This window comes from Kitasatospora sp. NPDC127111 (assembly GCF_042677465.1).
In the GTDB taxonomy this organism is placed as follows: domain Bacteria; phylum Actinomycetota; class Actinomycetes; order Streptomycetales; family Streptomycetaceae; genus Kitasatospora.
In genome coordinates, this window is the sequence record NZ_JBHXTG010000090.1 from 1 (window position 1) to 24,273 (window position 24,273).

Below are 24,273 nucleotides of genomic sequence, written 5' to 3' on the forward strand. Positions count from 1 at the left end.
CAGTTGCGCTCGCGTCACGCACCACGGTCTACCGGATCAGAACCCGCCGCGAGGGTGAATCGCACAGATTGATCACGACCGAATACGCGCCCTAGCCGGCCCCCGACACCGAGCCGGACCCCGCCCCCTAGCCGGCCCCCGACACCGAGCCGGACCCCGGCCCCGCCCCGCCCGACGGCTGCGGCGCGGGGGTCGGGGACGTGGTCGGCCCCGTGGTGGGCGCGGTGGTGGGCGCCGGCGTCCGGGTGGGCCGGCCGGTCGGCTGGGTGGTCGGCTGGGACGTCGGCTGCTGGGTGGGCGCGCTGGTGGTCCCGCCGTCACCGCGCCGCGGCCCGACCGCCCCACCGGACGACCCCGGCCAGGTGGAACCGGACGCGCCCGGCGAGCCGCCCGAGCTGCCCGGCGAGGAGCCCGAGCCGGCCCCCGGCGTCGCCGGGGCGGAGGCCGCCCCGGACGGGGTCGACGAGACGTCCGACCCGTCGGACGTGCCGCCGTCCGACCAGGAGTCGTCCTTGCCCGAGGGCGAGGGGAAGTCGCTGACCGGCCGGCCCTTCAGCGCGGCCTTCATGTAGCTGGTCCAGATCTGCGCGGGGTACTGGCCGCCCGCCGCGCCGTCGATCCCGCCCGTGCCGCTCAGGCTGACCTGGGCGCCGCTGGCCGGGTCCTGGCCGAACAGGGCGACCGAGGTCACCAGCTCGGGGGTGTACCCGACGAACCAGACCGACTTCTGGTCGTCCGTCGTGCCGGTCTTGCCGGCCACCGGGCGGCCCAGGGCCTTCGCGCGCCAACCGGTACCGCCCGGGTCGCTCACCACGCCCTGCAGCATGGCGGTGACCTCGCGGGCGGTCTCCTCGCCGATCGCCTGGGTGGTCTTGTGGGCCGGCAGCTGGAGCGCCTCGCCCTCGCGGTCCACCGACTGCACCAGCCACGGGGTGATCTGCTTGCCGCCGTTGTCGAGCGTGGCGTACACGCCGGCCATGTCGAGCACGCTCGGGGTGGCGGTGCCGAGCGGGATCGACGGCACCGCGTCGAGGCCGGGGGTGTTGCCGGGCAGGCCGAGCGCGATGCCGGTGTCCCGGACCTTCTGCAGGCCGGTGTCCTGGGCGAGCTGGGCGAACGCCGAGTTCACCGACCAGTCGGTGGCCTGCTGGAGGGTGATCGGGCCGTAGCTCTTGTCGCCCTCGTTCGGCGGCGCGTAGGGGGTGCCCTTCCCGCCGCGGACCTTGCGGCCGCTGGTGCCGTCGTAGACGGTGCGCGGGGTGACGGTCTGGCCGGACTGGGTCCTGGCGTCGTTCTCCAGCGCGGCCGCCAGGGCGATCGCCTTGAACGTGGAGCCCGCCTGGTAGTCCCGCCGGGTCGCGTTGTCGATGTAGTGCTTGGTGTAGTCGACCCCGCCGTACAGGGCGACCACGGCACCGGTCCTCGGGTCGACGGAGGCGGCGCCGGCCTGGGCGGCCGCGTCCTTCTTCCGCTTCTCCGGGTCGAGGGTGTCGTGCAGCTGCGCCTGGACCGCGTCCTGGAGGGCCTGCTGGCGCGCCGGGTCGACGGTCAGCTTGATCGTGTAGCCGCCCTTGGCCAGCTCGGACTCGGAGATGACCTGGTTGGCGGTGAGGTACTCGGTCGCCGCGTTCACCAGGTAGCCGGCCTGGCCGGAGAGGCCGAGCTGCGCCTGCGGGTCCCTGACCTCGGGGAAGGTGGTGGCGGCGCGCTCCTCGGCGGAGAGCCAGCCCTCCTTCACCATGCCGTCGAGCACGTAGTTCCAGCGGTTCACCGCGTTCTGCTTGCCGGCGGGGGTGGCGGTGGCGACGTCGTAGGCGCTCGGCGCGTTCAGCAGGGTGGCCAGGTAGGCGCCCTGTGCGGGGTCGAGCGCGGAGGCGTCCACCCCGAAGTACTGCTGGGCCGCGGCCTGGATGCCGTAGGCGCCGCGTCCGTAGTAGGAGGTGTTGAGGTAGCCGGAGAGGACGTCGTCCTTGGTCTCGGTGGCGTCCACCTTGATCGCGATGAAGAGTTCCTTCACCTTGCGGGTGACCGACTGCTTCTGGCTCAGGTACGTGTTCTTCACGTACTGCTGGGTGATCGTGGAGCCGCCCTGGGTGCCCTCGCCCTTGGCGGTGTTGATGGCGGCGCGGACCAGCCCCTGCACGTTGACGGCGCCCTCGTGGTAGAAGTTGCGGTCCTCCGCGGCGAGCGCGGCGTGCTGGGCGGCGGGGGAGACCTTGTCCAGCGGGACGTTCTGCCGGTTGGTCTGGCCGGTCCGGGCGATCACCGAGCCGTCCTGGTAGAGCCAGGTGTTGCTCTGCGCGGTCGCGGCGGCGTGCGCGTCCGGCACCTTCACCAGGGCGATGCCGAGCGCGAAGAGACCGACGCCGAGCAGCACGGCGGTGACGAGGCCGAGCAGGGTCATCCGCCAGGTCGGGATCAGCCGGCGCCAGCCGGTGCGCTTCGGGCGGCGGGCCTTCTTGCCACCGCTCGCGCCGCCGCCGCCGGCGCCACCGTCGACCGGGTGCGCCGGGGGGCGCTTCAGGCGCTGCACCGGGCGGAGCCGGACGGACGGCACGCGGCGGCCGCTCTGGGCGTTTCGGAACAAAGCGGCGGCCTTTCCTGCGGGCGGACCGTGCCGGCCCGCACAGCGGGGGACATCGGAGGTCGGGGACCTTTGTCCCGTTTCCGGTTTACAACCCAGAACGCGCCGAATGGGTCGGTTGGCTCCATCCCGACGGCAAGCGAGACCGACATCACACGCAAAACGGACGTCGATGGGCAAAAAAATCGGAGAGCCCCTCGCTGGTGCGAGAGGCTCCCCAATGTCTGTGCGCCGCCAGGGACTCGAACCCCGGACCCGCTGATTAAGAGTCAGCTGCTCTAACCAACTGAGCTAGCGGCGCCTGCTGACCTGGAAAACAATACACGGTCCGGAGGGGTGCCTCGTACCAACCGGGTCGACCGGGAGTGCGGATCCCGGCCCGGGTGCCCGTTTCCGCCCGGTTGGGGCGGAGTTTTCCCGCGGTTAGGGTGGAAACGTGCCCAGCTCCCACCCCGGCCGCCGGAGCGCTCGGCTCCTCGCCGCCGCCCCGCTGCCGCTCAGCGCGGTGGCGTACCCGGCCTGGGCGCCGGAAGTGGTGCCGAGCACCGGACCCGACCCGGTCGGCGCGGGCCGGCGGTCCCAGGTGCTCCGGACGGAACCGCGATGATCACGCCGCCCCAGGGAGCGGGGCCGGGCCCGGCGCGGGGCGCGGCGGCGGCCGGACAGGGGCCGGCGGCCCGGTTCGTGCGCATCGGCGGCACACCCCTGCACGTCCGGACCGAGGGCAGCGGCCCGGCCTGCCTGCTCACCGGCGGGCTCGGCGGCAGCTGGTTCGACTGGGACCTGGTCGTGCCCTTCCTCGCCCCCTTCCGCACCGTGGTCCGTTTCGACCGGCCCGGCTACGGGCTGAGCGCACCGGAACCCGCCGGCCGGTCCGGCCCGACGCTGGCGGGCGAGGTGGAGCGGATCCGGGGCGTGCTGGACGCGCTCGGGCTGCACGAGCCGTGCACCGTGGCGGGTCACTCGCTGGCGGGGTTCCACGTGGAGGCCTTCGCCCGGCTCCACCCGGACCGGACGGCCGGGCTGGTGCTGCTGGACGGCAGCACCGAAACGGCCCCGCGCCCGCTGCCGGCGCCGGGGCTCCGCGACCTGGCGGCCCGGACGGTCGCGGGCGCGGCCACGGCGGTCGCGGTGCCCTACCTCCTCGGGCCCGCCGTCCGGCGGCTGGTGGCGCGGGCGACCACGGTCCGCCGCGAGGACCTCGCCCCGGCGCCGCTGGTCCGGCACTGCTACCGGACCGGGCGGGCCCTGCGCGCCCTGCTCCGGGAGAACGCTGCCTACCTGGACCAGGCCGCCGACCTGGCGGAGCTGCGCGCGACGGCGCCGCTGCCGGACGAACTGCCGGTGACCGTGCTCGCCGCCGACGACGGGTGCCGGACCCGCCGGACCGAGGACTGGCTGGCCCGTCAGCGGGGCCTGGCCGCGCTGCTGGAAGCCGACTTCCGCACCACCGCCCCGGCCGGGCACCTGGTGATGTTCGACCGCCCGGACGCGGTGGCCTCCGCGATCCTCGACACCCGCTGAGACTCGCCGGCACCCGGCGAGACCCACCGATACCCGCCGAGACCCGCCGGCACCCGGCGAGACCCACCGACACCCGCTGAGACCCGCCGGCACCCGGCGAGACCCACCGACATCCACTGAGACCCGCCGACCTCCGCCGAGGCCTGCCGGGCCCCGCAGGCGGCCCGCCGGAGGCCTGTTGACGTTGCTGAAGCCCGCCGCCCCGCCGCCGGGGTCAGCCCCCGTCGACCGCCGAGTCCGAGGCGACGACCCGCTGCACCGCCCGGGCGATCGGCAGCTCCCGGACCAGCTGCCGTACGGCCCGCCGGGTCGGGGCTCCCGCCGCCCCGGGGTAGAGCCTGCGCTGCAGCCGGGCCGCGCCGATCAGCCCCGCCAGCTGCCGGTCCCGCTCGGCCTCCGCCGGCTCGGCGAGCGCCGGACCCGCCGCCGACACCCCGGCCGCCGACGGTCCGGCCGCCGTCGCGTGGCCCTCGCGCGCGAGCGTGGCGGCCACCCGGGCGGCGATCTCCTGCCCGACACCCGGTCGCGTGGCCACGTGGCGGCGGTAGGACAGCCCGAGGAAGCGCCGCTGTTCGACGGTGAGCAGGCCGTCGGCGGCCAGCCGGTCGAGGAAGGGGGCCGACCCGGGCTTGCGCGGGACCCTGCGGATCACGACGTCCAGGCCGAGCCGGCGCCGGCTCTTGCCCGCCGCCTCCAGCCGGGCGAGCACACCGGCCGCGACCTCGTCGTGGCCGCCCAGCGGCCGGAACCCGGTGATCCGCCGGTCCTCGACGGTGATCGCGCCGGTGACCAGCAGCTCGGCGACGACACCGCCCGCGATCACCCGGTGGAACGAGCCGGACGGGATGCGCAGCCGGCCGTGCACCGGATCGGCGCAGAGCAGCAGCAGCTCCTCCGGGATCGAGCGGTGGACGGGCGGAGTCACGGGCGGCTACCTCCAGCGAGTCGACGGCCTGCGGGGCGGCACGTCCCCGGGTCGTACACCCCTGAGCCGTACCCCCTGGAACGTACTCGTGCCCGTTCCGGCCCGCCCCGGAAACGCCTCAGGCCGCCCACCGGAGTGGACGGCCTGAGACCTTGCCATGTGCGCCGCCAGGGACTCGAACCCCGGACCCGCTGATTAAGAGTCAGCTGCTCTAACCAACTGAGCTAGCGGCGCCTGCTGACCTGCAGAACATTACACGGGGTCGGGCCGATTCGCCGAATCGCCACCGTGCGGACACGCTCCGTGGTCGGCCGGTCCGGCCGCTGCTCCGGAAACCGGCCCGCTACTCCGGGAAGTGGCACGCCGCCCGGTGGTCCACCGCCAGGTCCACCGCCACGTCGGCCGCCGGGCCGGTGAGCGGCGGGGCCTCGGTCTCGCAGCGGGTGCGGTCCCCGGCGTCGAGCCTGGGGTGGACGGGGCAGCGGGTCCGGAACGGGCAGCCGGTGCGGCGCGTGGTGGGCGAGGGCGGGTCGCCGGGCAGCAGGATGCGGGTGCGGGCCCGTTCGGCGGCCGGGTCCGGAAGCGGGACGGCGGAGAGCAGTGCGCGGGTGTAGGGGTGCCGGGGGTGGTCGAAGACGGCGTCGACCTCACCCTCCTCGACGGTCCGGCCGAGGTACATGACGCTGACCCGGTCGGCGAGGTGCCGGATCACCGAGAGGTCGTGCGAGACGAAGAGGTAGGAGAGGCCGAGCTCCGCCTTGAGCGACTGGAGCAGGTTGAGCACGCCGGCCTGGATGGAGACGTCCAGGGCGGAGACCGGTTCGTCGAGGACGAGCAGCTTCGGGCGGACGGCGAGCGCGCGGGCGATCGAGATCCGCTGCCGCTGCCCGCCGGAGAACTGGTGCGGGTAGCGGACGGCGTGGGCCGGGTCGAGGCCGACCTGCCGCAGCAGCTCGGGCACCCGGGCGGCGATCTCCTCCTTCGCCGCCCGCTGGGCGCGCAGCGGTTCGGCGACGATGTCGCCGACCGGCATCCGCGGGTCGAGGCTGGCCATCGGGTCCTGGAAGACGATCTGCAACTCGGCCCGGAGCCGGTGGGCGTCGGCCCGGGAGAGCGTGGCGGTGTCCTGCCCGAGCAGTTCGATCCGGCCGGACTCGGGGGCGGCGAGCCGCAGCAGTTCGAACAGCGTGGTGGACTTGCCGGAGCCGGACTCGCCGACCAGGCCGAGCGTCTCGCCCTGCCGGATGTCCAGTTCGACGCCGTCCACCGCGTGGACCTCGCCGACCCGGCGCTTGAAGACGGTGCCCTTGAGCAGCGGGAACGTCTTGGTGAGGCCGGTGACGGCGAGGACCGGCGGGCGCTCCTGCCGGGCCACGGCCTGCGGAGCCGATTCCGGAGCCGGTGCCGACCCCGACCCCGACCCCGAGCGCGCCCCCGACCCCGACCCCGACCCCGGAGCCGGAGCCGACCCCGGCCCCGGCCTCGGTGCCGTAACCACCGGTACCGGGTACACCTCGGCCGGCGTCGGCCGCCGCTCGGCCAGCTCCCCGGCCCGGACGCATGCCGCCCGATGGCCGCCCGCCTCGTCCAGCCCGCCACCCCCGCCCGCCTCGTCCAGTCCGCGTGCCCCGCGTGCCCCGCCCGCTCCGCCCAACTCCGGTTCGGCCGTCCGGCACCGCTCCTCGACCAGCGGGCAGCGGGCGGCGAACGGGCAGCCGGCCGGCAGCTCGGCCATCGGCGCGGGCGTGCCGGGGATCGGGACCAGCGGCCCGCCCCGGGCGTCCAGCCGGGGCACCGCGCCGATCAGCCCGAGCGTGTACGGGTGCCGCGGCGCGGCGAACAGCTCGTCCACGCCGGCCGTCTCGACCACCCGGCCCGCGTACATCACGGCGACCCGGTCGGCCATCCCGGCGATGACGCCGAGGTCGTGGCTGACCAGGACGAGCGCGGCGCCGGTCTCCCGCCGGGCGGTGCGCAGCACGTCGAGGACCTGGGCCTGGATGGTGACGTCCAACGCGGTGGTGGGCTCGTCGGCGAGCAGGACGTCGGGGTCGTTGGCGATGGCCATGGCGATCATCGCGCGCTGGCGCATGCCGCCGGAGAACTCGTGCGGGAAGCTGTCCAGGGCGCGGTCGGGGGCGGGGATGCCGACCAGGTCGAGCAGTTCGGCGGCCCGCTTGCGGGCGGCGGGCTTGTCGAGCCGCTGGTGGATCCGGATCGCCTCGACGATCTGGTCGCCGATCCGGTGGACGGGGGTGAAGGCGGAGAGCGGGTCCTGGAAGACCATGGCGACCCGGCGGCCGCGGACGGCGGCGAGTTCCCGTCCGGGCAGGCCGACCAGCTCCCGGCCGTCGAGTTCGACCGAGCCTCGGACGCTCGCCGTCCCGGGCAGCAGGCCGAGCACGGCGAGCGCGGTGACGGACTTGCCGGAGCCGGACTCGCCGACGATGCCCAGGGTCTCGCCGCGTCGCAGGGTGAGGTCGACGCCGCGGACGGCGGGCACGGCGGTGCCCCGCGGTCCGGCGAAGTCGACCCTCAGGCCGCGGACGGCCAGCAGCGGGGCGGTGGCCGGCGGGGTTTCGACGGTGGTGGTCACTTGCTGCCACGCTTCCTGCGAGGAGTACGGGTGCGGCGGGGGGTGCGGGCCGCCTCGGCGGTCGGGTCGAGGGCGTCGCGCAGCCCGTCGCCGATCAGGTTGACGGCGAGGACGAAGAGCACCAGCAGCCCGGCGGCGAAGTAGAACAGCCACGGGAAGGTCGGGGCGTCGAAGGTGCCGGCGGCGAGCAGGGTGCCGAGCGAGACGTCGGGGGCCTTCACGCCGAAGCCGAAGTAGGAGAGCGCGGTCTCGCTCATCACGGCGCCGCCGACGGCGATGGTGGCGTCGATGATGAGGAAGGAGGCGACGTTCGGCAGGATGTGCCGGGTGATGATCCGCAGCGGCCGGACGCCCATGAACCGCGCGGCCCGGACGAACTCGCGCTCGCGCAGCGAGATGGTCATCGAGCGGACCACCCGGGCGGTGATCATCCAGTTGAACAGGGCGAGCAGCAGGACGAAGGCGAGCCAGCCGGCGCCCTTCAGCCGGGGCGAGACGATGGTGATGACCAGGAACGCGGGGAAGACCAGCATGAGGTCCACCGCGAACATCAGCAGCCGGTCGGTCCAGCCGCCGAAGTAGCCGGCGCAGGCACCGAACAGCGAGGCCAGCACGGTCGAGAAGAGCGCCACCAGCAGGCCGATGACGAGGGACTTCTGCAGCCCGCGGACGGTCTGCGCGAAGACGTCCTGGCCGATCCCGTTGGTGCCGAACCAGTGCTGGCCGGACGGGGGTTGGCGCAGGGCGCCGTAGTCGGGGGTGGCGTAGTCCCAGGGCGTGAGGTACTGGCCGCCGAAGGCGAGGGCGAACAGCAGCAGGACGATCACGGCCCCGGCCACCGCCCAGCGGGCGGCGAGCAGCCGGGCGAGGACGAGCCGGCCCCGGCCGGTCCCCGTGGCGGCGGCCGGGTCGGGCGCGGGGGCGGCGCCCGGGACGGGACCGGGGGCGGGGTCGGGTGCGGGGGACTCCGCGACGGCGGCGGTCACAGCTGGTCTCCTCCGGTCAGGACCGCACACGCGGGTCGAGGGCGGCGTGCAGGGTGTCGGCCAGGAAGCCGGAGGCGAGCACCACGACGGCGGCGAACAGGTTGACGGCGACGACCGAGTTGACGTCCTGTTCGTTGATGGACTGGATGAACCACTCGCCCATGCCGTGCCAGCCGAAGATGGTCTCGGTGAAGGCGGCTCCGGTGAAGATGCCGAGGAAGCTGTAGGCGAACATCGTCGACATCGGGATGACCGCCGTCCGCAGGCCGTGCTTGAGCAGGGCGCGGTTGCGGGTGAGGCCCTTGGCCTCGGCGGTGCGCAGGTAGTCGGAGCCGAGGACGTCGAGCATGGTGCCGCGCTGGTAGCGGCTGTAGGTGGCGAGGCCGCCGAGCGCCAGCGAGAGGGTGGGCAGCAGCAGGTGCAGCGCCCAGTCGGCGAGGTGGGCGCCGAGGCCGCCGGTCAGGCCGGGGGTCTCGTACCCGGTGAACGGGATGACCTCGTGGCCGGCGACCTCCTTGGCGGCGATGGCGCCGTTCTTGAGGAAGAGCGCCACCAGGAAGACCGGGGTGGAGAGCAGGAGGAAGGAGAGGACGGTCAGCAGCCGGTCGGAGATCCGGTACTGGCGGACGGCGCTCCACGCTCCGGCGGCGACGCCGAGGACCATCCCGAGCAGGCTGCCGACCAGCAGCAGCCGCAACGACACCCAGATCCGCCGGCGGAAGTCGTCCAGCACCGGGGTGTCGTGGATGGTGCGGCCGAGGTCGCCGTGGAGCAGCAGGCCGCCGGCCCAGTGGCCGAAGCGTTCGACGACCGGGGTGTGGTCGTTCAGGTTGAGGTCGGTGAGCTGCCGCTCGACCGAGGCGGCGGCGGGCCGCGGCACCTTGGCCTCGAAGTAGGTGCGCGGCTGCAGGGCGGCGGCGGAGAGCGCGTACGCCAGGAACACGGCGGCGACCAGCAGGACGGCGTAGTAGCCGAGTCGCGTGGCGAGGTAGCGGAGCATCAGCGGCCGCCCGGGACGGGGGCGGGGCCGACGCGTCTGGTGGGCATCGGTCGGTGGCCTTCGGTCGGTGGCCCGGTTCGGGCCGGTGAGGGAAAGGTGCAGGTCACGAGTGTTCCAGCGGCGCACGGCCGCAGCGTTGCGGCAGTGTTGCGGCCCGTTTCGTTTGGATCAGATGTCCACTCCTCCCCCTGGTACTCGTCCTGATCCGCTGTTACTTTCGGTCCGCCGGCACCGACTTGGCTGCCCACCATCAAGCCTCGCCACACCTTGCGACGCTCAACTCCCGACACTCGTCGTCTTCACCGGGGGGAACCCTCATGGACGCTTCCAGCACGCCCGCCCGCCACCTCGGCCGGGCCGCCGCGCTCGCCCTCGCCGTCGCGCTGGCGGCCACCGCGTGCACCTCGGGCGGCGGTGGCTCGGCCGACACCGCGGCCAAGAGCGAACCCCCGAGACAGGGGGCGATCGACATCAACGCCAAGGCGCCGGAGCTGTTGAAGGACGGCGGCGAGGTGCGCTTCCCGCTGTACCAGTGGATCAGCCAGTGGAACCCGTTCCAGGTGGACGGCCGCTACGGCGACGCGGTCGAGATCATGCGGGCGCTGGAGCCGGAGCTGTTCACCACCGACGCGACCGGCACCTTCAAGCCGGTCACCGACTACCTGCTGGAGGCGAAGGTCACCTCCACCTCCCCGCAGGTGGTCACCTACAAGCTCAATCCGAAGGCCAAGTGGTCGGACGGGAAGCCGCTGAGCTACCTCGACTTCAAGGCCGACTGGGAGGCCAGCAACGGCAAGAAGGACGGCTACAACCTGGCCGACTCCTCCGGCTACGAGCTGATCTCCGGGGTCGAGCAGGGCGCCGACCCGGGCGAGGTCAAGGTGACCTTCGCGGAGCCGTACGCGGACTGGCAGAACCTGTTCCGCCCGCTGATCCCGGCCGCCGGGATCGGCACCGCGGACGACTTCAACAAGGGCTGGGTGGACAGGATCCCGATCACCGCCGGGGCGTTGAAGGTCGGCACGGCGGACAAGACGGCACAGACCCTCACGCTGGTCCCGGACCCGGCCTGGTGGGGCGCGAAGCCCAAGGCGGACAAGATCACCTTCCGGGTGATGTCGCAGTCGGCGACCACGCAGGCGTTCCTCAACAACGAGATCGACTTCGCCGCGGCGGGCACCGCGACGGCGTACGGGCAGCTCAAGGACGCCAAGGACGCGGTGATCCGGACGGCCAGCCCGTGGGACGAGGTGCACCTCTCGTTCGGCGGCGGCGGTGCGCTCGCCGACCAGAAGGTGCGCCAGGCGCTCGGCAAGGCACTGGACCGCTCAGCGCTCATCAAGATCGCCAACAACGGCGTGCCGGTCGAGTTCAAGCCGCTCGGCAACCACATCTTCATGCCCAACCAGACCGGCTACCAGGACAATTCCGGCGAGTGGGCCAAGTTCGACCTGCCCGCCGCCAAGAAGGCCCTGGACGAGGCGGGTTGGAAGGAGGCAGGCAGCGGACAGCCGCGCACCAAGGACGGCCAGTCGCTGACCCTGCACTTCGTGCTCAACGAGTCCACCCCGCAGGCCCAGGTCGACCTGGCGACCGCCGCCCAGGCGATGTGGCTCGCGGCCGGCGTCAAGGTGGAGATCGACAAGGTGCCGGCCAACGACTTCTTCACCAAGTACGTCAACCAGGGCAAGTTCGACATCGCCAGCTGGCGCAACACGGACTCGTTCCCGCTCTCCACCAGCCTGACCAACTTCCGGCTGCCGCAGGGGGACAACGTCTTCGGCAACTTCTCCAAGCTCGGCACGCCCGAGATCGACGGGTTGCTCAAGAAGGCGGCCGGCACGGTCGACCCGGTGGAGGCGGCCAAGCTCTACAACCAGGCGGACGCGAAGATCTGGGAGCTCGGCCACACCGTCGAGCTGTACCAGCGGCCGACCGTGGTGGCGGTCCGCAAGGGGCTGGCCAACTACGGTGCGTTCGGCCTGGCCGGCGTCGACTACACCAGGGTGGGCTGGGAGAAGTAGCCCCGGTGACGGGCGCGACGGGCGCGACGGGCGCGACGGGCGCGACGGGCGCGACGGCAGGGGGAGACGGCGCGACGGCAGGCGCTGGCGAGCAGCGCGGTGATCACGAGGCCGGTGGTGCGGACGCGGGTAGCACGGCTCTGCCGCCCCCGTTCTCCTGCCACCGGCCTTGACCTTCCGCGATGCCCGCAGGCCGCCCGTGTCGTGGGGCCCGATCGGGCCCGCGCGCTTCCAAACCGGGGAAGAATCTAGCGGGCGGACGGGGCCGCCGGGCGGTACGGCGCGGGCGCGCCCGGAATCCCGCCCGGCTGTCACCCGGTTCGCGCACCCGGCCGTCAACTCTCGCTGACGGCACGGAAAATCGGGCGGAACGGACACCCGTGTGCGGTCCGGCGCGGGCCCTGGAGGGCGGTCCGCGGCGCGCCGTCGCCGGCGGGCCGAGCGGTGGGCACAGGGCGCACGGCCGGGGCGGGAGCAGGGCCGCCCGCTCGCAGTGCGGCGGCCGCGCCGGTGCGTGCGCCCGGCCGGGGCCGCTGCCAGGATGCGGCGGGGGACGGCGCAGCCCGCCCGTCCCGGACCCCGGAGACCGACCATGAGCAGCGAATCCACCGCAGTTCCCCGCCCGCACCACTCCGGCCACCACCCGCTGCGCCGGATGGTCCCGCGCAGCCGGGACGAGCCGCACCGGGTCGCCACCCCGCTGGAGCTCTTCTTCGACCTCTGCTTCGTGGTCGCGGTCGGCCAGGCGGGCCGGGAGCTCGCCCACGACCTGGCCGCCGGCCACTACGGCGACGGCCTGACCGGGTACCTCCTCGCGTTCTTCGCGATCTGGTGGGCGTGGATGAACTTCACCTGGTTCGCCTCCGCCTACGACTGCGACGACGTGCCGTACCGGGTCACCACGCTGGTGCAGATCGCCGGCGTGCTGATCCTGGCGGCCGGGGTGCCCCGGTTGTTCGCCGAGCAGGACCTGGTGCTCTCGGTGGTCGGGTACGTGGTGATGCGGCTGGCCATGGTCACCCAGTGGCTGCGCGCGGCGGCCAGCGAGGAGGGCCAGGCGCGCGGGGTGGCGCTGCGCTACGCGGCCGGGATCGTCGTCTGCCAGATCGCCTGGGTGGTGATGCTGCTGCTGCCGGACGCCGCCCGGCCGTACGTGATCCCGCTGGGCATCCTGGCCGAGCTGTCCGTGCCGGTGATCGCCGAGCTGCGGATGCAGACCCCCTGGCACCCGCACCACATCGCCGAGCGGTACGGCCTGTTCACCCTGATCGTGCTCGGTGAGACGGTGGCGGCGGCGACCGTCGCGGTGCAGTCGGCCGTGGACGAGCACGAGGGGCTGGGCCGGCTGGTGCCGGTCGCCGTCGGGGGCCTGCTGATCTGCTTCTCGGCCTGGTGGATCTACTTCGCCCGGTCGGTCCACGACCACCTGCGCTCCAACCGCCAGGCGTTCCTGTGGGGTTACGGCCACTACGTGGTGTTCGGCTCGGCGGCGGCGATCGGTGCGGGGCTGGAGGTGGCGGTCGAGTCGGCGGTGCACAAGGCGCACGTCTCCGCGACGGCCGCCACCGCGACGGTGACCGTGCCGACCGCGCTCTACCTGTTCACCGTCTGGCTGCTGCACGCCAGGCACGTCAAGACCGGGGTGGAGCAGGCGCTGCTGCCGGTCGCCTCGGTGGCGGTGCTGGCGTGCACGGCGGCCGGCGACTCCGGGGTCCTGGTGGCGGGCCTGGTCAGCGCGGCCACGGTGGCCGCGGGCGTCACCCTGCACGCCCGCGCGGCGCGTCCGGCGGCCGGCCCGGCCTGAGCCGCCCGCGCGTCCTCGTCGCGGAGGTCCTCGTCGCGACCCCCGTCGCGGAGGTCGCCGTCGCGGGGGTCGCCGTCGGGTGAGCACTCGCCGAACGGGCCTCCGGCGAAGGGGGCCCCGCGGGTCGGGGCTCCGCCGCGGGCGCCTCCGTCGGGCGGTGCCGCGCCGCGGGGGTCGTCGTCGGGTGAGCCCGGGCCGCGGGAGTGGCCGAGCAGGTGCGGGAGCGCCTGGTCGTGCCGGGCGAGCCAGGCCCGGTAGGCCGGGCTGACCTGCGCGAGGTCCAGGTAGGCGGCGCGCAGCTCCCCGTACAGCGCGTCCAGGGCACGCGGGCTGAGCGCGCGCGGTCGCCAGGCGAGCAGTAAGCGGACGGCCAGCGGGTCGCCGTGCACCGGCCGGACGACCGTGCCGGGCCCGGGGGCGGCGGTGGGCTGGCAGGGGCGGACGGCCTCGCCGGAGGCGACCAGCTCGGCGGCGGTCGCGTTGTCGCGCACCTGCACCACCCGGGGGTTGAGCCCGGCCTCGGTGAACACCCGGCGCATCGCCGCGTACTCGTGGTCGGCGGTCGGGTCGACCATCCAGGTGTCCTCGGCCAGGTCGGCCAGGTCCACCACCGGACGGGCGGCGGCCGGGTGGCCGGCCGCGAGCGCGACGAACTGCGGCTCCCGGGCCATCAGCACCCGGTGCTCGGCGTCCGGCGGCACCCGCAGCGGGAAGCCCTCGCTCTCGTGCACGAACGCGACGTCCAGCTGGTCGGCGGCCACCATCCGCAGCAGGGCGTTGGCGGAGATGTCGATGTGGATGGTGGTGTCCGTCTCCGGCAGCCGCTCGTGCACCCGGCGCAGCCAGGCGGCGACCGTCCGGCTGCCGACACTGCCGATCCGCAGCCGGCGGGCGCGTTCGCCGCCGGCGGCCTCCCTGGCCTCCTGGCGGGCGGCACTGACCAGCGCGGCCATCTCGGCGATCACCGGCCGGGCCCGGGACAGCACCGAGTGGCCGAGCGCGGTGGGCCGGCTGCCGGTCTGCTCGCGGGTGAACAGCGTGCCGCCGATGGCCCGTTCGATGCGGTGCAGCTGGGTGGTGAGGGAGGGCTGGGTCATGCCGAGCTGCAGCGCAGCCTTGCGGAGGCTGCCGGTGTCGGCGATCGCGCACAGCACCCGGAGGTGTCTCACGTCCAGCTCCACATCGGGAGCATAACGGGCGAATGGGTGTGACGCCAGGGACATGACAGACAGGTGGATCGTCCACAGCCCGTCCACAGCCCGTCCGGTGCCCGTCCATTGCCCGTCCACTGCGCGTCAGGTGCCGGTCGGGCATCGGCTTCGGTTCGGTCGGCATCGGTGGCGGCGGGGCCCGCCGCCGGCCCGCCACCCCCGTCGTCCGGGGGAGATTGGCCCGGGCTATCGCGGGTTGACATCATCCGCCGGGGCGCCGCGCTGACCGAAGCTCTGGGGCAGCAGACATTCATCCGGTAACCCGCGACCGGCCCCCACCGGCCGCGGAGTTCGTGTCATCGGAGCCCCCACATGAACCGCATCCCGCGGACGCTGTCCGCTGCCCTCGGCCTGGTCCTCGCGGCCGGCGTCGCCGCCCTGCCCGGCACCGCGAGCGCGGCCCCCGCCACCGGGCCGGCCGGCCAGCACTACACCGCCCCGGCACCCGCGCTGAAGGGCGCCGGAAAGGCCGACGACCGGGCGTTCTTCGAGGCGGTGATGAAGTCGGCCCGGGCCAAGCAGGCCGCCACGCCGTTCCTCAAGGCCGTCGTGGTCACGTACGACGCGAGCAACGCGCCGTCCTTCGCCTCCGAGATAGCCCGGTCCGCCCAGATCTGGAACGGCTCGGTGAGCAACGTCCGGCTGCAGCAAGGCTCCAACGCCGACTTCTCGTACTACGAGGGCGACGACCCGGACAACGGCTCGTACGCCAGCACCGACGGCCACGGGTCCGGCTACATCTTCCTCGACTACACCCAGAACCGGCAGTACGACTCCACCCGGGTCACCGCCCACGAGACCGGGCACGTGCTGGGCCTGCCGGACCACTACTCCGGCCCGTGCAGCGAGCTGATGTCCGGCGGCGGCCCGGGTCCCTCCTGCACCAACCCGTACCCGAACTCGGCCGAGCGCCGCCGGGTCAACTCCCTGTGGCAGTAAGGGCCGGCCGCCACCGCGCGCTGACCACCGCCGCGCGCTGACCGCCACCGCGCGTTGGCCACCGGCGCGTTCCGCGCCGCCTCCACCGGCCCGACCGCGCCATCCCGTCAAGCCGATCACCCGTTCATCAGTTCACCCGTTCACCCGTTCACCGCGGCCCACCCCAAGAACGGCCGCGGCACCCGCGAACAGGAGCCCCCACGTGAACCGTCTGTCCCGCACGCTCTCCGCCGCCCTCGGCCTCGCCCTCGCGGCGGGCCTGGCCGCCCTGCCCACCGCGGCCGCCGCCGCGCCGGTCCAGGGCTACACCGCGTCCGCGTACGCGGGTTCGGCCGCCGAGGACGCCGACAACCAGGCGTTCTTCGAGGCCGTGATGAAGTCTGCGCTGGCCAAGCAGGCCGCCGCGCCGTTCCTCAAGGCCGTCGTGGTCACCTACGACGCGAGCAGCGCGCCGACCTTCCGCACCCAGATAGCCCAGAGCGCCCAGATCTGGAACAGCTCGGTCAGCAACGTGCAGCTCCGGTCCGGCTCGGCCGCGGACTTCCGCTACTACGAGGGCAACGACGCGCGCGGCTCGTACGCCAGCACCGACGGGCACGGCCGCGGCTACATCTTCCTGGACTACAAGCAGAACCGGCAGTACAACTCCACCCGGGTCACCGCCCACGAGACCGGGCACGTGCTGGGCCTGCCGGACCACTACTCCGGCCCGTGCAGCGAGCTGATGTCCGGCGGCGGCCCCGGCACGACCTGCACCAACCCGTACCCCAACTCGGCCGAGCGCAGCCGGGTCAACTCGCTCTGGTCGCGCGGCTGATCCCGACGCCACCCGATCCGGCACCGGCCCGGCCGCCCACCCCGGGCGGCCGGGCCCTGTCGGTGGCGCGTGCGAGCATGCGGGCGAGACCCGTCCAACGACCCCCGCTCGCCCGACCGTGAGGTGCCACGCCATGCCGCGCTCCGTCCCCGACAGCCTGTCCGACCTGCCGTACGCCCACCTGCTGCGCCCGCACGGCGGCCCGCTGCGCAGCGACGAGCGCTACGACACCGTGCACTTCGACGGCGGCGAGCACACCGACGAGTCGGCCGGCGGGGCGGGCTTCCTGGAGTGCGCGTTCACCGGCGTCGCGCTCAACGGGGTCAGGCTCCGCCAGGCCCGGTTCAACGAGGTCTGGGCGCAGGCCGGCCGCTGGGTGGGCTGCGACCTCAGTGAGAGCGAGTGGCAGGACAGCGCCTTCAGCGGGGGCGTGCTGGCCGGCGTCGCCGCCCACGGCTCGGCACTGCGCCGCACGGTCTTCCGCGGCTGCAAGCTGGAGGCGGTCAATCTGCGGGCGGCCGTCCTGCGCGACGTCGTCTTCGAGGACTGCCTGCTGCGCGACGTGGACTTCGGCGACGCCCGGCTGACCGACGTCTCCTTCCCCGGCTCCACCCTGGAGGAGGTCCGGCTGCGCGGAGCCACGCTCACCAGGACCGACCTGCGCGGCGCCGTGCGTCTCGGCCTGCCCGACGGTCACCAGGGCCTCCGGGGCGCCGTCATCAGCTCCACCCAACTGCTCGAACTGGCCCCCCAGTTCGCGCACGCACTGGGAATCACCGTGCGGGACTGAGGCATCGGCGTTCAGCCGGGCGTCGTTCGGTGACGGCGGGACGAACAGTCCGCCAACCCTGTTCCCGGCCCCTGGCGGGGTGGTGCCGGCCGGTGGATGATGCTGCGCGACCGATGGCCCGACTTGTGTGCACAACATCGCCAGTGAAGGGACGGGCTGGGCTGATGGCCGAGCTGAGTCGTAGGAAGTTCGTCGCACTGTCCGGAGCCGCCGCGGCCGGCCTCGCCGTGGCCGGGACCACCGGTGCGGGGGTGGCGCCGGGCGCGCCCGCCGCCGCCCCCGCGGCGGCGCCGTCGCGGACCGGCACCATCGCCGACGCGCGCCACGTCGTGGTCCTGATGCAGGAGAACCGCAGCTTCGACCACTACTTCGGCACGCTGCGCGGCGTGCGCGGCTTCGCCGACCGCAGCGCGATCCAGATCGCCGGCGGCTACAGCGTCTTCAACCAGCCGAACGGCCTGGGCCGCCAGTACCCGTGGCAGTTCAGCCTGACCAAGCCCGCCGGCGGGGCCGACCCGGAGCGCCTCGCGCAATGCAACGGGGACCTCGCGCACGGGTGGAGTGACCAGCACACCGCGTGGAACGGCGGCAAGCTGGACTCCTGGGTCCTGGCCAAGGGCAACGTCCGGACCCTCGGTCACCTCACCCGCCAGGACATCCCGTTCCACTACGCACTCGCCGAGAACTGGACCGTCTGCGACGCCTACTTCTGTTCCGTCCTCAGCGCCACCGGCCCCAACCGCACCTACCACTGGTCCGGCCAGATCGACCCGGCCGGCACCGCGGGCGGCCCGGCGTACGACGGCGGCGACGAGAAGGGCCTGCGCTGGCAGACCTACGCCGAGGCGCTCGAGAACGCCGGCGTGAGCTGGAAGGTCTACCAGAACGCGGCCGACAACTACGGCGACAACGCCTTGGCCTACTTCACCCAGTTCGCCAACGCCCCGGCGGGCAGCCCGCTCGCCGTCAAGGGCATGGGCTCCGTGCCGAAGACCACCGGCCGCACCCCGGACGACATCGTCGCCGCGATCAGGGCCGACGTGCTGAACGGCACCCTCCCGCAGGTCTCCTGGATCGTCCCCAACCAGGAGGTCTCCGAGCACCCGTACGCCACGCCGGCCGACGGCGCGCACTTCGTCCACAACGTGATCGAAGCCCTCAACGCGGACCCGGACGTCTTCAACTCGACCGTCCTGTTCCTCAACTACGACGAGAACGACGGCTTCTTCGACCACGTCCCCCCGCCGGCCGCCCCGGCCGGGACCCCCGGCGAGTTCTACGGCGGCAAGAACATCGGCCTCGGCTTCCGCGTCCCGATGATCGCCATCTCGCCCTGGACCCGCGGCGGCTGGGTCGACTCCGAGGTCTTCGACCACACCTCGGTGCTGCGCTTCCTGGAGGTCTGGACGGCCGCGCTCGGCACTCCCGCCAAGTGCGTGAACATCAGCGACTGGCGCCGGCGCGTCTGCGGCGACCTGACCGGCGTGTTCGACTTCGCCAACCCGGTCTACGGCCTCCCGGCGCTGCCCGACACCGCCGGCGCGGTCGTCGGCATGTCCACCTGCGGCCCGCTGCCCAACCCGGCCCCGGTGAACAACCAGCTGCCCGTCCAGGAGGCCGGCACCCGTCCGGCCCGCGCGCTGCCCTACCAGCCGAACGCCAACCTGGACCACCTGGAGTTCGGCTCCGGCGGGGTGATGAAGGTCTGGCTGAAGATGGCCAACGAGGGCGCGGCCGCCACGAAGTCGGCGCACTTCGCGGCCTACGCCAACGCCTACCGCGGCGGCGGCCCCTGGCAGTACACCGTCGACCCGGGCGGCAGCCAGAGCGACTTCTTCAACTGTGGCCTCGGCTTCGGCAACGGCCCGTACGACCTGTCCGTGGTCGGCCCCAACCGCTTCCTGCGCCGCTTCAAGGGCGACGCCACCAAGGCGGGCAAGAACGCGGCCGTCACCGCCTCGTACGCGGTCGAGCCGGGCACCGGCAGGATGGCGGTCTACTTCGAGCTCGCCAACACCGGCACCACGCCGCTGACCTTCACCATCGCCTCGAACAACTACCGCACCGACGGCCCCTGGACGTACCGGGTGCCGGCCGGCGGCAGCGTGAGCGACTTCTTCAACGCGGTGGCCTACACCAACGGCTGGTACGACTTCACCGTCACGGTGGACGCCGACAGCACCTGGTCCCAGCGGTTCACCGGCCACCTGGAGACCGGCGCGCCCAGCATCAGCGGCTGAACCCGCGGCCGAACCGCGCGGGGCCTACCGGCCCCGGGGGAACCACGGGTCGTGGACCTCCCGGGGCCCGTCCGGCGTCAGCAGGGTGAGCACGGCGGGCCCGGCCGCGTACTCGGCGAGCAGCACCGCGCCGTACCGGGTCTCCAGCTCCGCCTGCACCGGCACGGGCAGCCGGCTCAGCGCCCGCCGCAGCATCAGCGCGTCCCGCCGGCTGACCGGCTGCGGGGCGCGCAGCACCAGCCGCAGCGGGCTGAGCGGCCCGGTCACCGGCACGCCCGTGCCCAGTTCGTAGCCGGCCGCGCCGATTGGCCCCCAGACCAGTCGGTGCTCGGTGACCAGCCGCCCCACCGCGGCCAGCGCGGCCAGTGCCGGGACGACCGCCACCCGCTCCGGCGGCAGCAGCGCCTCCCGCCCGACCAGTTGCTCGGGCCGCAGCGTCCGCGCCACCGCCGCCCGCGGCGCCAGCGCGTCGAGCCGCTGCCCGCGCTCGGCGCCGCGCACGATCACCGGCAGCCAGGTCTCCGGGGCGGCGGAGACGTCCCGGGTGCAGCGCACCGGGTGCGGGGTGTCGGCCGGTCCGCCGGCCACGGCGCGGGCCCGGCCGACCGTCACCCACGGATGGGCCCGCAGCACCCGCCGCGCCCACTCCGGCAGCCCGCCGCCGCCGAGCGGCCGCAGCGAGCTGGGGCACTGCATCAGCAGCAGGTCGTGGGGGCCGGCCAGCCGCCCGTCCAGTGCGGCGAGCGGGCCGACCAGCCGGCGCGGCCCGCCGTGCTGCTCGTCGGCGGGGCGGGGGACCGGGGCGGGGCGGAAGGCCGGGGTGACGGTCACGGCAGGGCTCCAGGGGGGAAGGTGCGGAACGGGACCGGCTGACGGCTCCACCCTCCGCCCGCCGGGTGCCGCCCGCTACGGGCCTTCGGGTGCCACCACCCGGGACCAAGGACCCGGGCCGTCACGGCGGCGCCGCGGTCCGACGGCGTGCGGATGCGCCTGCCGGACACCGGTGTGAGAGTGGGGGCAGCCCGGAATTCGTCCGGAGGAGGAGTCATGGGCATCTTCGACAGGTTCCGCCACAGGGGACACGACACCGCCGAGGAGGCGCGGTCCTCGCTCGGCGGGAGCCACGAACAGGACACCACCGCGATGACCGATGCCGCCCAGCGCGCCGCCCTGGCGCACGACGAGGCCGCCGACGCGTTCGGCCCCGAGATCGAGAAGGCCCGTGAGGCGCAGGAGGCCGCGAGGCTCACCGAGCGGCAGGCCGAGGAGCGGGCCCGGGAGGACATGACGGCCGAGGGCGACCCCTGGGACTGAGCAGGGGGACCGGCCGAGGCACCGGCCGAGCGGACCGGCCGAGCGGACCGGGCCGAGAAGGGCCGTCCGCCGGGACCGACCGTCCGACCGTCACCGAGGCGCCACCGAGGGGGCGTGCCCACCGCGGGCGCGCCCCCTCGGTGTGCCCGCGGCGGTTCGGTGTGTTGGTGCGGTGCGCCCGCCGCGGCCGACCCCGTGGTCACCCCCGCGGCGGCAGTGGCGGCCGCCGCAGGTCCGGGCGCGGCGTGTCGTCCGGCGGAGGCACGGCGGCCGGCGCGTCCTCCAGCAGCTCCAGCGCCAGCCGCACCGCCGTGACCAGCTCGGTGTGCCGGCCCCGGGCCCAGTCCCGCGGGGTCCGCAGCACGTGGACGTCCGGCTCCACGCCGTGGTTCTCCACCGACCAGCCGAGCCCGCCGGTGAACCAGGAGGCGTTCTTCGGCACCGAGATCTGCGTGCCGTCGCCGAGGGTGTGCCGCCCGGTCATGCCGACCACCCCGCCCCAGGTCCGGTTGCCGACCACCGGGCCGAGCCCGAGCAGTTTGATCGCGGTGATGATGACGTCGCCGTCCGAGCTGGTGGCCTCGTCGGCGAGCGCGACCACCGGCCCGCGCGGCGCGTCCCTGGGCCAGCGCACCGGCTGCCGCCCGCGGCTGAAGTCCCAGGCCAGCACCCGCCGGGTGAGCTTCTCCAGGACGAGTTCCGAGACGTTCCCGCCGGCGTTGCCGCGGACGTCGAGCACCAGCGCGGGCTTGTCCAGCTCGCGGCGGACGTCGCGGTTGAACTGGGCCCAGCCGGAGCCGCCGAGGTCCGGGATGTGCAGGTAGCCGCACCGGCCGTCGCTGAACTCCCGGACCAGCAGGCGGCGTTTGACCACCCAGTCCTGGTAGCGGATGGGCCGTTCGTCGGTCAGCGGGGTCACCGCGATCCGGCGGACCGGGCCGTCGGGCCCGCTGCGCAGGGTGAGTTCGACGGTCGTCCCGCCGGTGCCGGCCAGCAGCGGGCCCGGGCCGCGGACCGGGTCGAGCGGGCGCCCGGCCACCGCCAGCAGCTCGTCGCCGTCGTGCACGCCGTGGGTGGCGAGCGGCGCGCGGGCGCGGGGGTCGGAGGACTCGCCGGGCAGGACCCGGTCGACCAGCCAGCGGCCGTCGGTGGCGCGGTGGGCGTTGGCGCCGAGCAGCCCGAGCGGCTGCTGCGCGAGCGAGGGCCCCTCGCCGCGCCGGGACGGGGTGACGTACGCGTGCGAGGTGCCCAGTTCGCCGAGGAGTTCGCGCAGCAGGTCGGCGAAGTCGTCCGGGCCGGCGACGCGGTCCAGCAGCGGCTGGTACTGGGCGACCAGGGCCGGCCAGTCCAGCCCGGACATCCCCGGGTCCCAGAACTGGTCCCGGACGATCCGGGCCGCCTCGGCGTACGCCTGGCGCCACTCGGCGGCCGGGCGCACGGTGTGGGTGATCCGCCGCAGGTCCACGGTGGTCCCGGCGGAGGGGGCGGTGACCGGGACGATCCGCAGGGTGCCGGCCGAGTAGACCGCGACCGAGCCGCCGTCACCGGACACGGCGTAGCCGTCCAGCTTGTCGGCCAGTGTTGAGCGCGAGCCCCGGGCCAGGTCGAAGTACTCCAGTGAGGGGCGGCCGGAGGTGTCGTCCGGGTTGGTGAAGGTCTGCCCGAGGGTGCCGGAGATCGGCCAGCGCAGCCAGACCAGCCCGCCGCGGACGGCGTCGGTGGCGGAGTACTTGGAGGCGATCACCGGGAACTGGACCAGCCGCTCGGCGATGCCCTCCGGGTCGACGTGCACGGTGCCGTCCCCGCCGCCGTCCCCGCGCGGCGCGCCGCCGTCCTCGGCCGGCGCGGCGAAGGGGGACGGGGTGCCGGCGGCGAGCGGGACGAGGTAGGGGCGGCAGCCGAGCGGGAAGGAGAGGTCGCCGGTGTGCACGTCGTGGACCGGGTCGAAGCCGCGCCAGGAGAGGAAGGCCAGGTAGCGGCCGTCCCGGGTGAACACCGGCTGCTCGTCCTCGAACCGGCCGTCGGTGACCTCGGTGATCGGGGCGGGCGTGTCGGTGCGGGTCAGCCGGATGCGGCGCAGCGAGCGCCCGGCCACCGGCTGGGACCAGGCGATCCAGCGCGAGTCGGGGGAGAAGCGGGCGCCGGAGACCGGGCCGTAGCCGGAGGCGGCCAGTTCCCGGACGGTCCCGTCGGCGGTGGTGACCAGCAGCAGCCGCCCGTCCGAGGCGGCGGCGGCCAGGTGGGCGCCGTCGGGGGCGGCGGTGAGCTCCAGGACGCGGCCGAGCCGGCCGGCGGCGAGCAGCCGGTGGCCGTGCTGGGCGGGGGCCTGCTCGTGCCCGGGCAGCGGGACGACCTCCACCGCGTCCTCGCCCTCGGCGTCGGTGATCCAGCCGGCCTCGCCGGTGTGGCCGAGCACCACCGGCAGCCGGGTGCGCACGCCCGGGGTGTCGGCGAGCGCCCGGGCGGGGCCGTCCCGGAAGGTCAGCCAGTACTGGCTGCCGCGCACGGTGATCACCCCGGCGCGGCCGGTCTGGTCGCAGGCGAGGTCCTTGACGTGGGCGGCGGCGCTCACCTGGTAGGGGCGGCGGCCGGCCCGGGCGCCGCCGAGCGGGACGTGCAGCCGGCGCGGGTGGGGGGCGTCCAGGCTCTCCAGCAGCCAGAGGTCCCCCGCGTGCTGGTAGACGATCCGGGTGCCGTCGGTGGCGGCCTCGCGGGCGTAGTAGGTGGCGTGGTCGGTGTGCCGGCGCAGGTCGGTGCCGTCGGGCCGGCAGGAGTAGAGGTTGCCGATGCCCTCGTGGTCGGAGAGGAAGGCGACCCGGTCGCCCTCGGCGCAGGTGACCGGCACGGGGGAGGCGAGGTGTCCCCGGTGGCCGTCCAGGATCCGTTCGCCGTCCACCCAGAGCCGTCCGGTGGCGCCGCCCCGGTAGCGCTTCCAGGCGGCGGGTTCGTGCGGCGCGGAGCCGGTGAGCAGCACGGTGTGCGCCCGGCTCATCTGGGCGTCGCCGACGGGGCCCCAGGGCATCCGGCGCCCGGGCGAGCCGTCCGGCGGCAGGGCGTGCGCCCAGGTGTAGTGGCCGAACGGCTCGTGGTACGAGGTGACGGCGAGCAGTTCGCCGTCCGGCAGCCAGCCGCGCAGCCGGGTGTCCTGGCTGCCCCAGTAGCTGAGCCGGACGGCCTCGCCGCCGTCCACGGGCGCGGTCCAGACCTCGGGGGTCAGGCTCTGCCAGCCGGTCCAGGCGAGGGTGCGGCCGTCGGGGGAGATCCGGGGGTGGCTGACCCGGGTGCGGTCGCAGCTGACCCGCCAGGCGCGGCCGACGGTGCCGTCCGGGTCGAGCGGGGCGACCCAGACGTCGTCCTCGGCGGTGAACGCCAGCAGGCCCCCGCGCAGGTGGGGGTAGCGGAGGTAGCCGGGTGCCGTCACCTCTCCATGGTTCGACGGGGTGTCACGCCCGGCAACCGGACGCCGCGGCGGGTTGTCCGCCACCGGTCCGGACCATTGACACCGCACCGGCGGATCCA

General features: G+C 74.4%; 15 protein-coding genes, 2 tRNA genes and 1 pseudogene. 8 read left to right on the forward strand and 10 right to left on the reverse strand.

From position 1 onward, the window contains the following. Positions 1 to 127: 127 nt before the first annotated feature. Together ACFVHB_RS35290 and ACFVHB_RS35295 are read right to left on the reverse strand one after the other, a co-directional pair. Positions 128 to 2,533 (reverse strand): transglycosylase domain-containing protein, encoded by a 2,406-nt coding sequence (locus ACFVHB_RS35290; protein ID WP_380330494.1) that lies wholly within the window; start codon positions 2,531 to 2,533, stop codon positions 128 to 130. A gap of 278 nt (positions 2,534 to 2,811) precedes the next feature. Next, a tRNA-Lys gene (locus tag ACFVHB_RS35295) sits at positions 2,812 to 2,885 on the reverse strand. A gap of 302 nt (positions 2,886 to 3,187) precedes the next feature. Here ACFVHB_RS35295 and ACFVHB_RS35300 point away from each other — a divergent pair. Beyond that, positions 3,188 to 4,108: an alpha/beta fold hydrolase gene (locus ACFVHB_RS35300; protein WP_380330496.1), complete on the forward strand. Its 921-nt coding sequence runs from the start codon at positions 3,188 to 3,190 to the stop codon at positions 4,106 to 4,108. 214 nt (positions 4,109 to 4,322) lie between these two features. Here ACFVHB_RS35300 and ACFVHB_RS35305 read toward each other — a convergent pair whose 3' ends face one another. The 5 genes from ACFVHB_RS35305 to ACFVHB_RS35325 all read right to left on the reverse strand — a co-directional run bounded on the left by ACFVHB_RS35305 (position 4,323) and on the right by ACFVHB_RS35325 (position 9,615). After that, a complete protein-coding gene (locus ACFVHB_RS35305) occupies positions 4,323 to 5,033 on the reverse strand; it encodes a GPP34 family phosphoprotein (RefSeq protein WP_380330499.1) in 711 nt (236 codons plus the stop codon). Positions 5,034 to 5,193: 160 nt separating this feature from the next. Continuing rightward, positions 5,194 to 5,267, reverse strand: a tRNA-Lys gene (locus tag ACFVHB_RS35310). Between the two features lie 109 nt (positions 5,268 to 5,376). Beyond that, complete coding sequence (locus ACFVHB_RS35315) at positions 5,377 to 7,629, reverse strand: dipeptide ABC transporter ATP-binding protein (RefSeq protein WP_380330502.1); 2,253 nt, start codon at positions 7,627 to 7,629, stop codon at positions 5,377 to 5,379. Next, positions 7,626 to 8,615 carry an ABC transporter permease gene (locus ACFVHB_RS35320; protein WP_380330505.1) on the reverse strand — a complete coding sequence of 330 codons (990 nt, stop codon included), beginning with the start codon at positions 8,613 to 8,615 and terminating at the stop codon, positions 7,626 to 7,628. Before ACFVHB_RS35320 ends, ACFVHB_RS35315 begins: the two co-directional genes overlap by 4 nt. Positions 8,616 to 8,631: 16 nt before the next feature. Next, positions 8,632 to 9,615 carry an ABC transporter permease gene (locus ACFVHB_RS35325; protein WP_380330508.1) on the reverse strand — a complete coding sequence of 328 codons (984 nt, stop codon included), beginning with the start codon at positions 9,613 to 9,615 and terminating at the stop codon, positions 8,632 to 8,634. 317 nt (positions 9,616 to 9,932) lie between these two features. Here ACFVHB_RS35325 and ACFVHB_RS35330 point away from each other — a divergent pair, with 317 nt between their 5' ends. Continuing rightward, positions 9,933 to 11,639: an ABC transporter family substrate-binding protein gene (locus ACFVHB_RS35330; RefSeq protein ID WP_380330511.1), complete on the forward strand. Its 1,707-nt coding sequence runs from the start codon at positions 9,933 to 9,935 to the stop codon at positions 11,637 to 11,639. 592 nt (positions 11,640 to 12,231) lie between these two features. Further along, positions 12,232 to 13,443: a low temperature requirement protein A gene (locus ACFVHB_RS35335; RefSeq protein ID WP_380330514.1), complete on the forward strand. Its 1,212-nt coding sequence runs from the start codon at positions 12,232 to 12,234 to the stop codon at positions 13,441 to 13,443. Positions 13,444 to 13,790: 347 nt separating this feature from the next. Here the strand turns inward: ACFVHB_RS35335 and ACFVHB_RS35340 are convergent. Beyond that, positions 13,791 to 14,666: pseudogene (locus ACFVHB_RS35340) on the reverse strand (LysR substrate-binding domain-containing protein); the annotation flags it as partial. Positions 14,667 to 14,966: 300 nt separating this feature from the next. Between ACFVHB_RS35340 and snpA (ACFVHB_RS35345) the strand changes: the two are divergent. The 4 genes from snpA (ACFVHB_RS35345) to ACFVHB_RS35360 all read left to right on the forward strand — a co-directional run bounded on the left by snpA (ACFVHB_RS35345) (position 14,967) and on the right by ACFVHB_RS35360 (position 19,440). Beyond that, positions 14,967 to 15,593: a snapalysin gene (gene snpA, locus ACFVHB_RS35345; protein WP_380330517.1), complete on the forward strand. Its 627-nt coding sequence runs from the start codon at positions 14,967 to 14,969 to the stop codon at positions 15,591 to 15,593. A gap of 211 nt (positions 15,594 to 15,804) precedes the next feature. Then, positions 15,805 to 16,410: a snapalysin gene (snpA, locus tag ACFVHB_RS35350; RefSeq protein ID WP_380330550.1), complete on the forward strand. Its 606-nt coding sequence runs from the start codon at positions 15,805 to 15,807 to the stop codon at positions 16,408 to 16,410. 133 nt (positions 16,411 to 16,543) lie between these two features. Beyond that, positions 16,544 to 17,200: a pentapeptide repeat-containing protein gene (locus ACFVHB_RS35355; protein ID WP_380330520.1), complete on the forward strand. Its 657-nt coding sequence runs from the start codon at positions 16,544 to 16,546 to the stop codon at positions 17,198 to 17,200. Positions 17,201 to 17,364: 164 nt separating this feature from the next. Then, entirely contained in the window at positions 17,365 to 19,440 is a 2,076-nt protein-coding gene (locus tag ACFVHB_RS35360) for a phosphocholine-specific phospholipase C (RefSeq protein WP_380330523.1), read from the forward strand. 24 nt (positions 19,441 to 19,464) lie between these two features. Here ACFVHB_RS35360 and ACFVHB_RS35365 read toward each other — a convergent pair whose 3' ends face one another. After that, positions 19,465 to 20,271, reverse strand: a complete 807-nt coding sequence (locus ACFVHB_RS35365) for a phosphoribosyl-dephospho-CoA transferase MdcG domain-containing protein (protein ID WP_380330526.1) — start codon at positions 20,269 to 20,271, stop codon at positions 19,465 to 19,467. A gap of 216 nt (positions 20,272 to 20,487) precedes the next feature. On the opposite strand from ACFVHB_RS35365, the gene ACFVHB_RS35370 reads away from it, so the two are divergent. Further along, entirely contained in the window at positions 20,488 to 20,754 is a 267-nt protein-coding gene (locus ACFVHB_RS35370) for a hypothetical protein (protein ID WP_380330529.1), read from the forward strand. Between the two features lie 199 nt (positions 20,755 to 20,953). On the opposite strand, the gene ACFVHB_RS35375 is transcribed toward ACFVHB_RS35370, so the two are convergent. Then, the gene (locus ACFVHB_RS35375; RefSeq protein ID WP_380330532.1) at positions 20,954 to 24,175 is read right to left on the reverse strand and encodes a S41 family peptidase; all 3,222 of its coding nucleotides are present in this window, start codon (positions 24,173 to 24,175) and stop codon (positions 20,954 to 20,956) included. Positions 24,176 to 24,273: the final 98 nt, after the last annotated feature.

Coding starts and splice junctions, on each gene's coding strand:
- ACFVHB_RS35330 (WP_380330511.1), top strand. CDS start 9,933: ATGGACGCTTCCAGCACGCCCGCCCGCCACCTCGGCCGGGCCGCCGCG.
- snpA (WP_380330517.1), top strand. CDS start 14,967: ATGAACCGCATCCCGCGGACGCTGTCCGCTGCCCTCGGCCTGGTCCTC.
- ACFVHB_RS35360 (WP_380330523.1), top strand. CDS start 17,365: ATGGCCGAGCTGAGTCGTAGGAAGTTCGTCGCACTGTCCGGAGCCGCC.
- ACFVHB_RS35370 (WP_380330529.1), top strand. CDS start 20,488: ATGGGCATCTTCGACAGGTTCCGCCACAGGGGACACGACACCGCCGAG.
- ACFVHB_RS35300 (WP_380330496.1), top strand. CDS start 3,188: ATGATCACGCCGCCCCAGGGAGCGGGGCCGGGCCCGGCGCGGGGCGCG.
- ACFVHB_RS35355 (WP_380330520.1), top strand. CDS start 16,544: ATGCCGCGCTCCGTCCCCGACAGCCTGTCCGACCTGCCGTACGCCCAC.
- ACFVHB_RS35335 (WP_380330514.1), top strand. CDS start 12,232: ATGAGCAGCGAATCCACCGCAGTTCCCCGCCCGCACCACTCCGGCCAC.
- ACFVHB_RS35325 (WP_380330508.1), bottom strand. CDS start 9,615: ATGCTCCGCTACCTCGCCACGCGACTCGGCTACTACGCCGTCCTGCTG.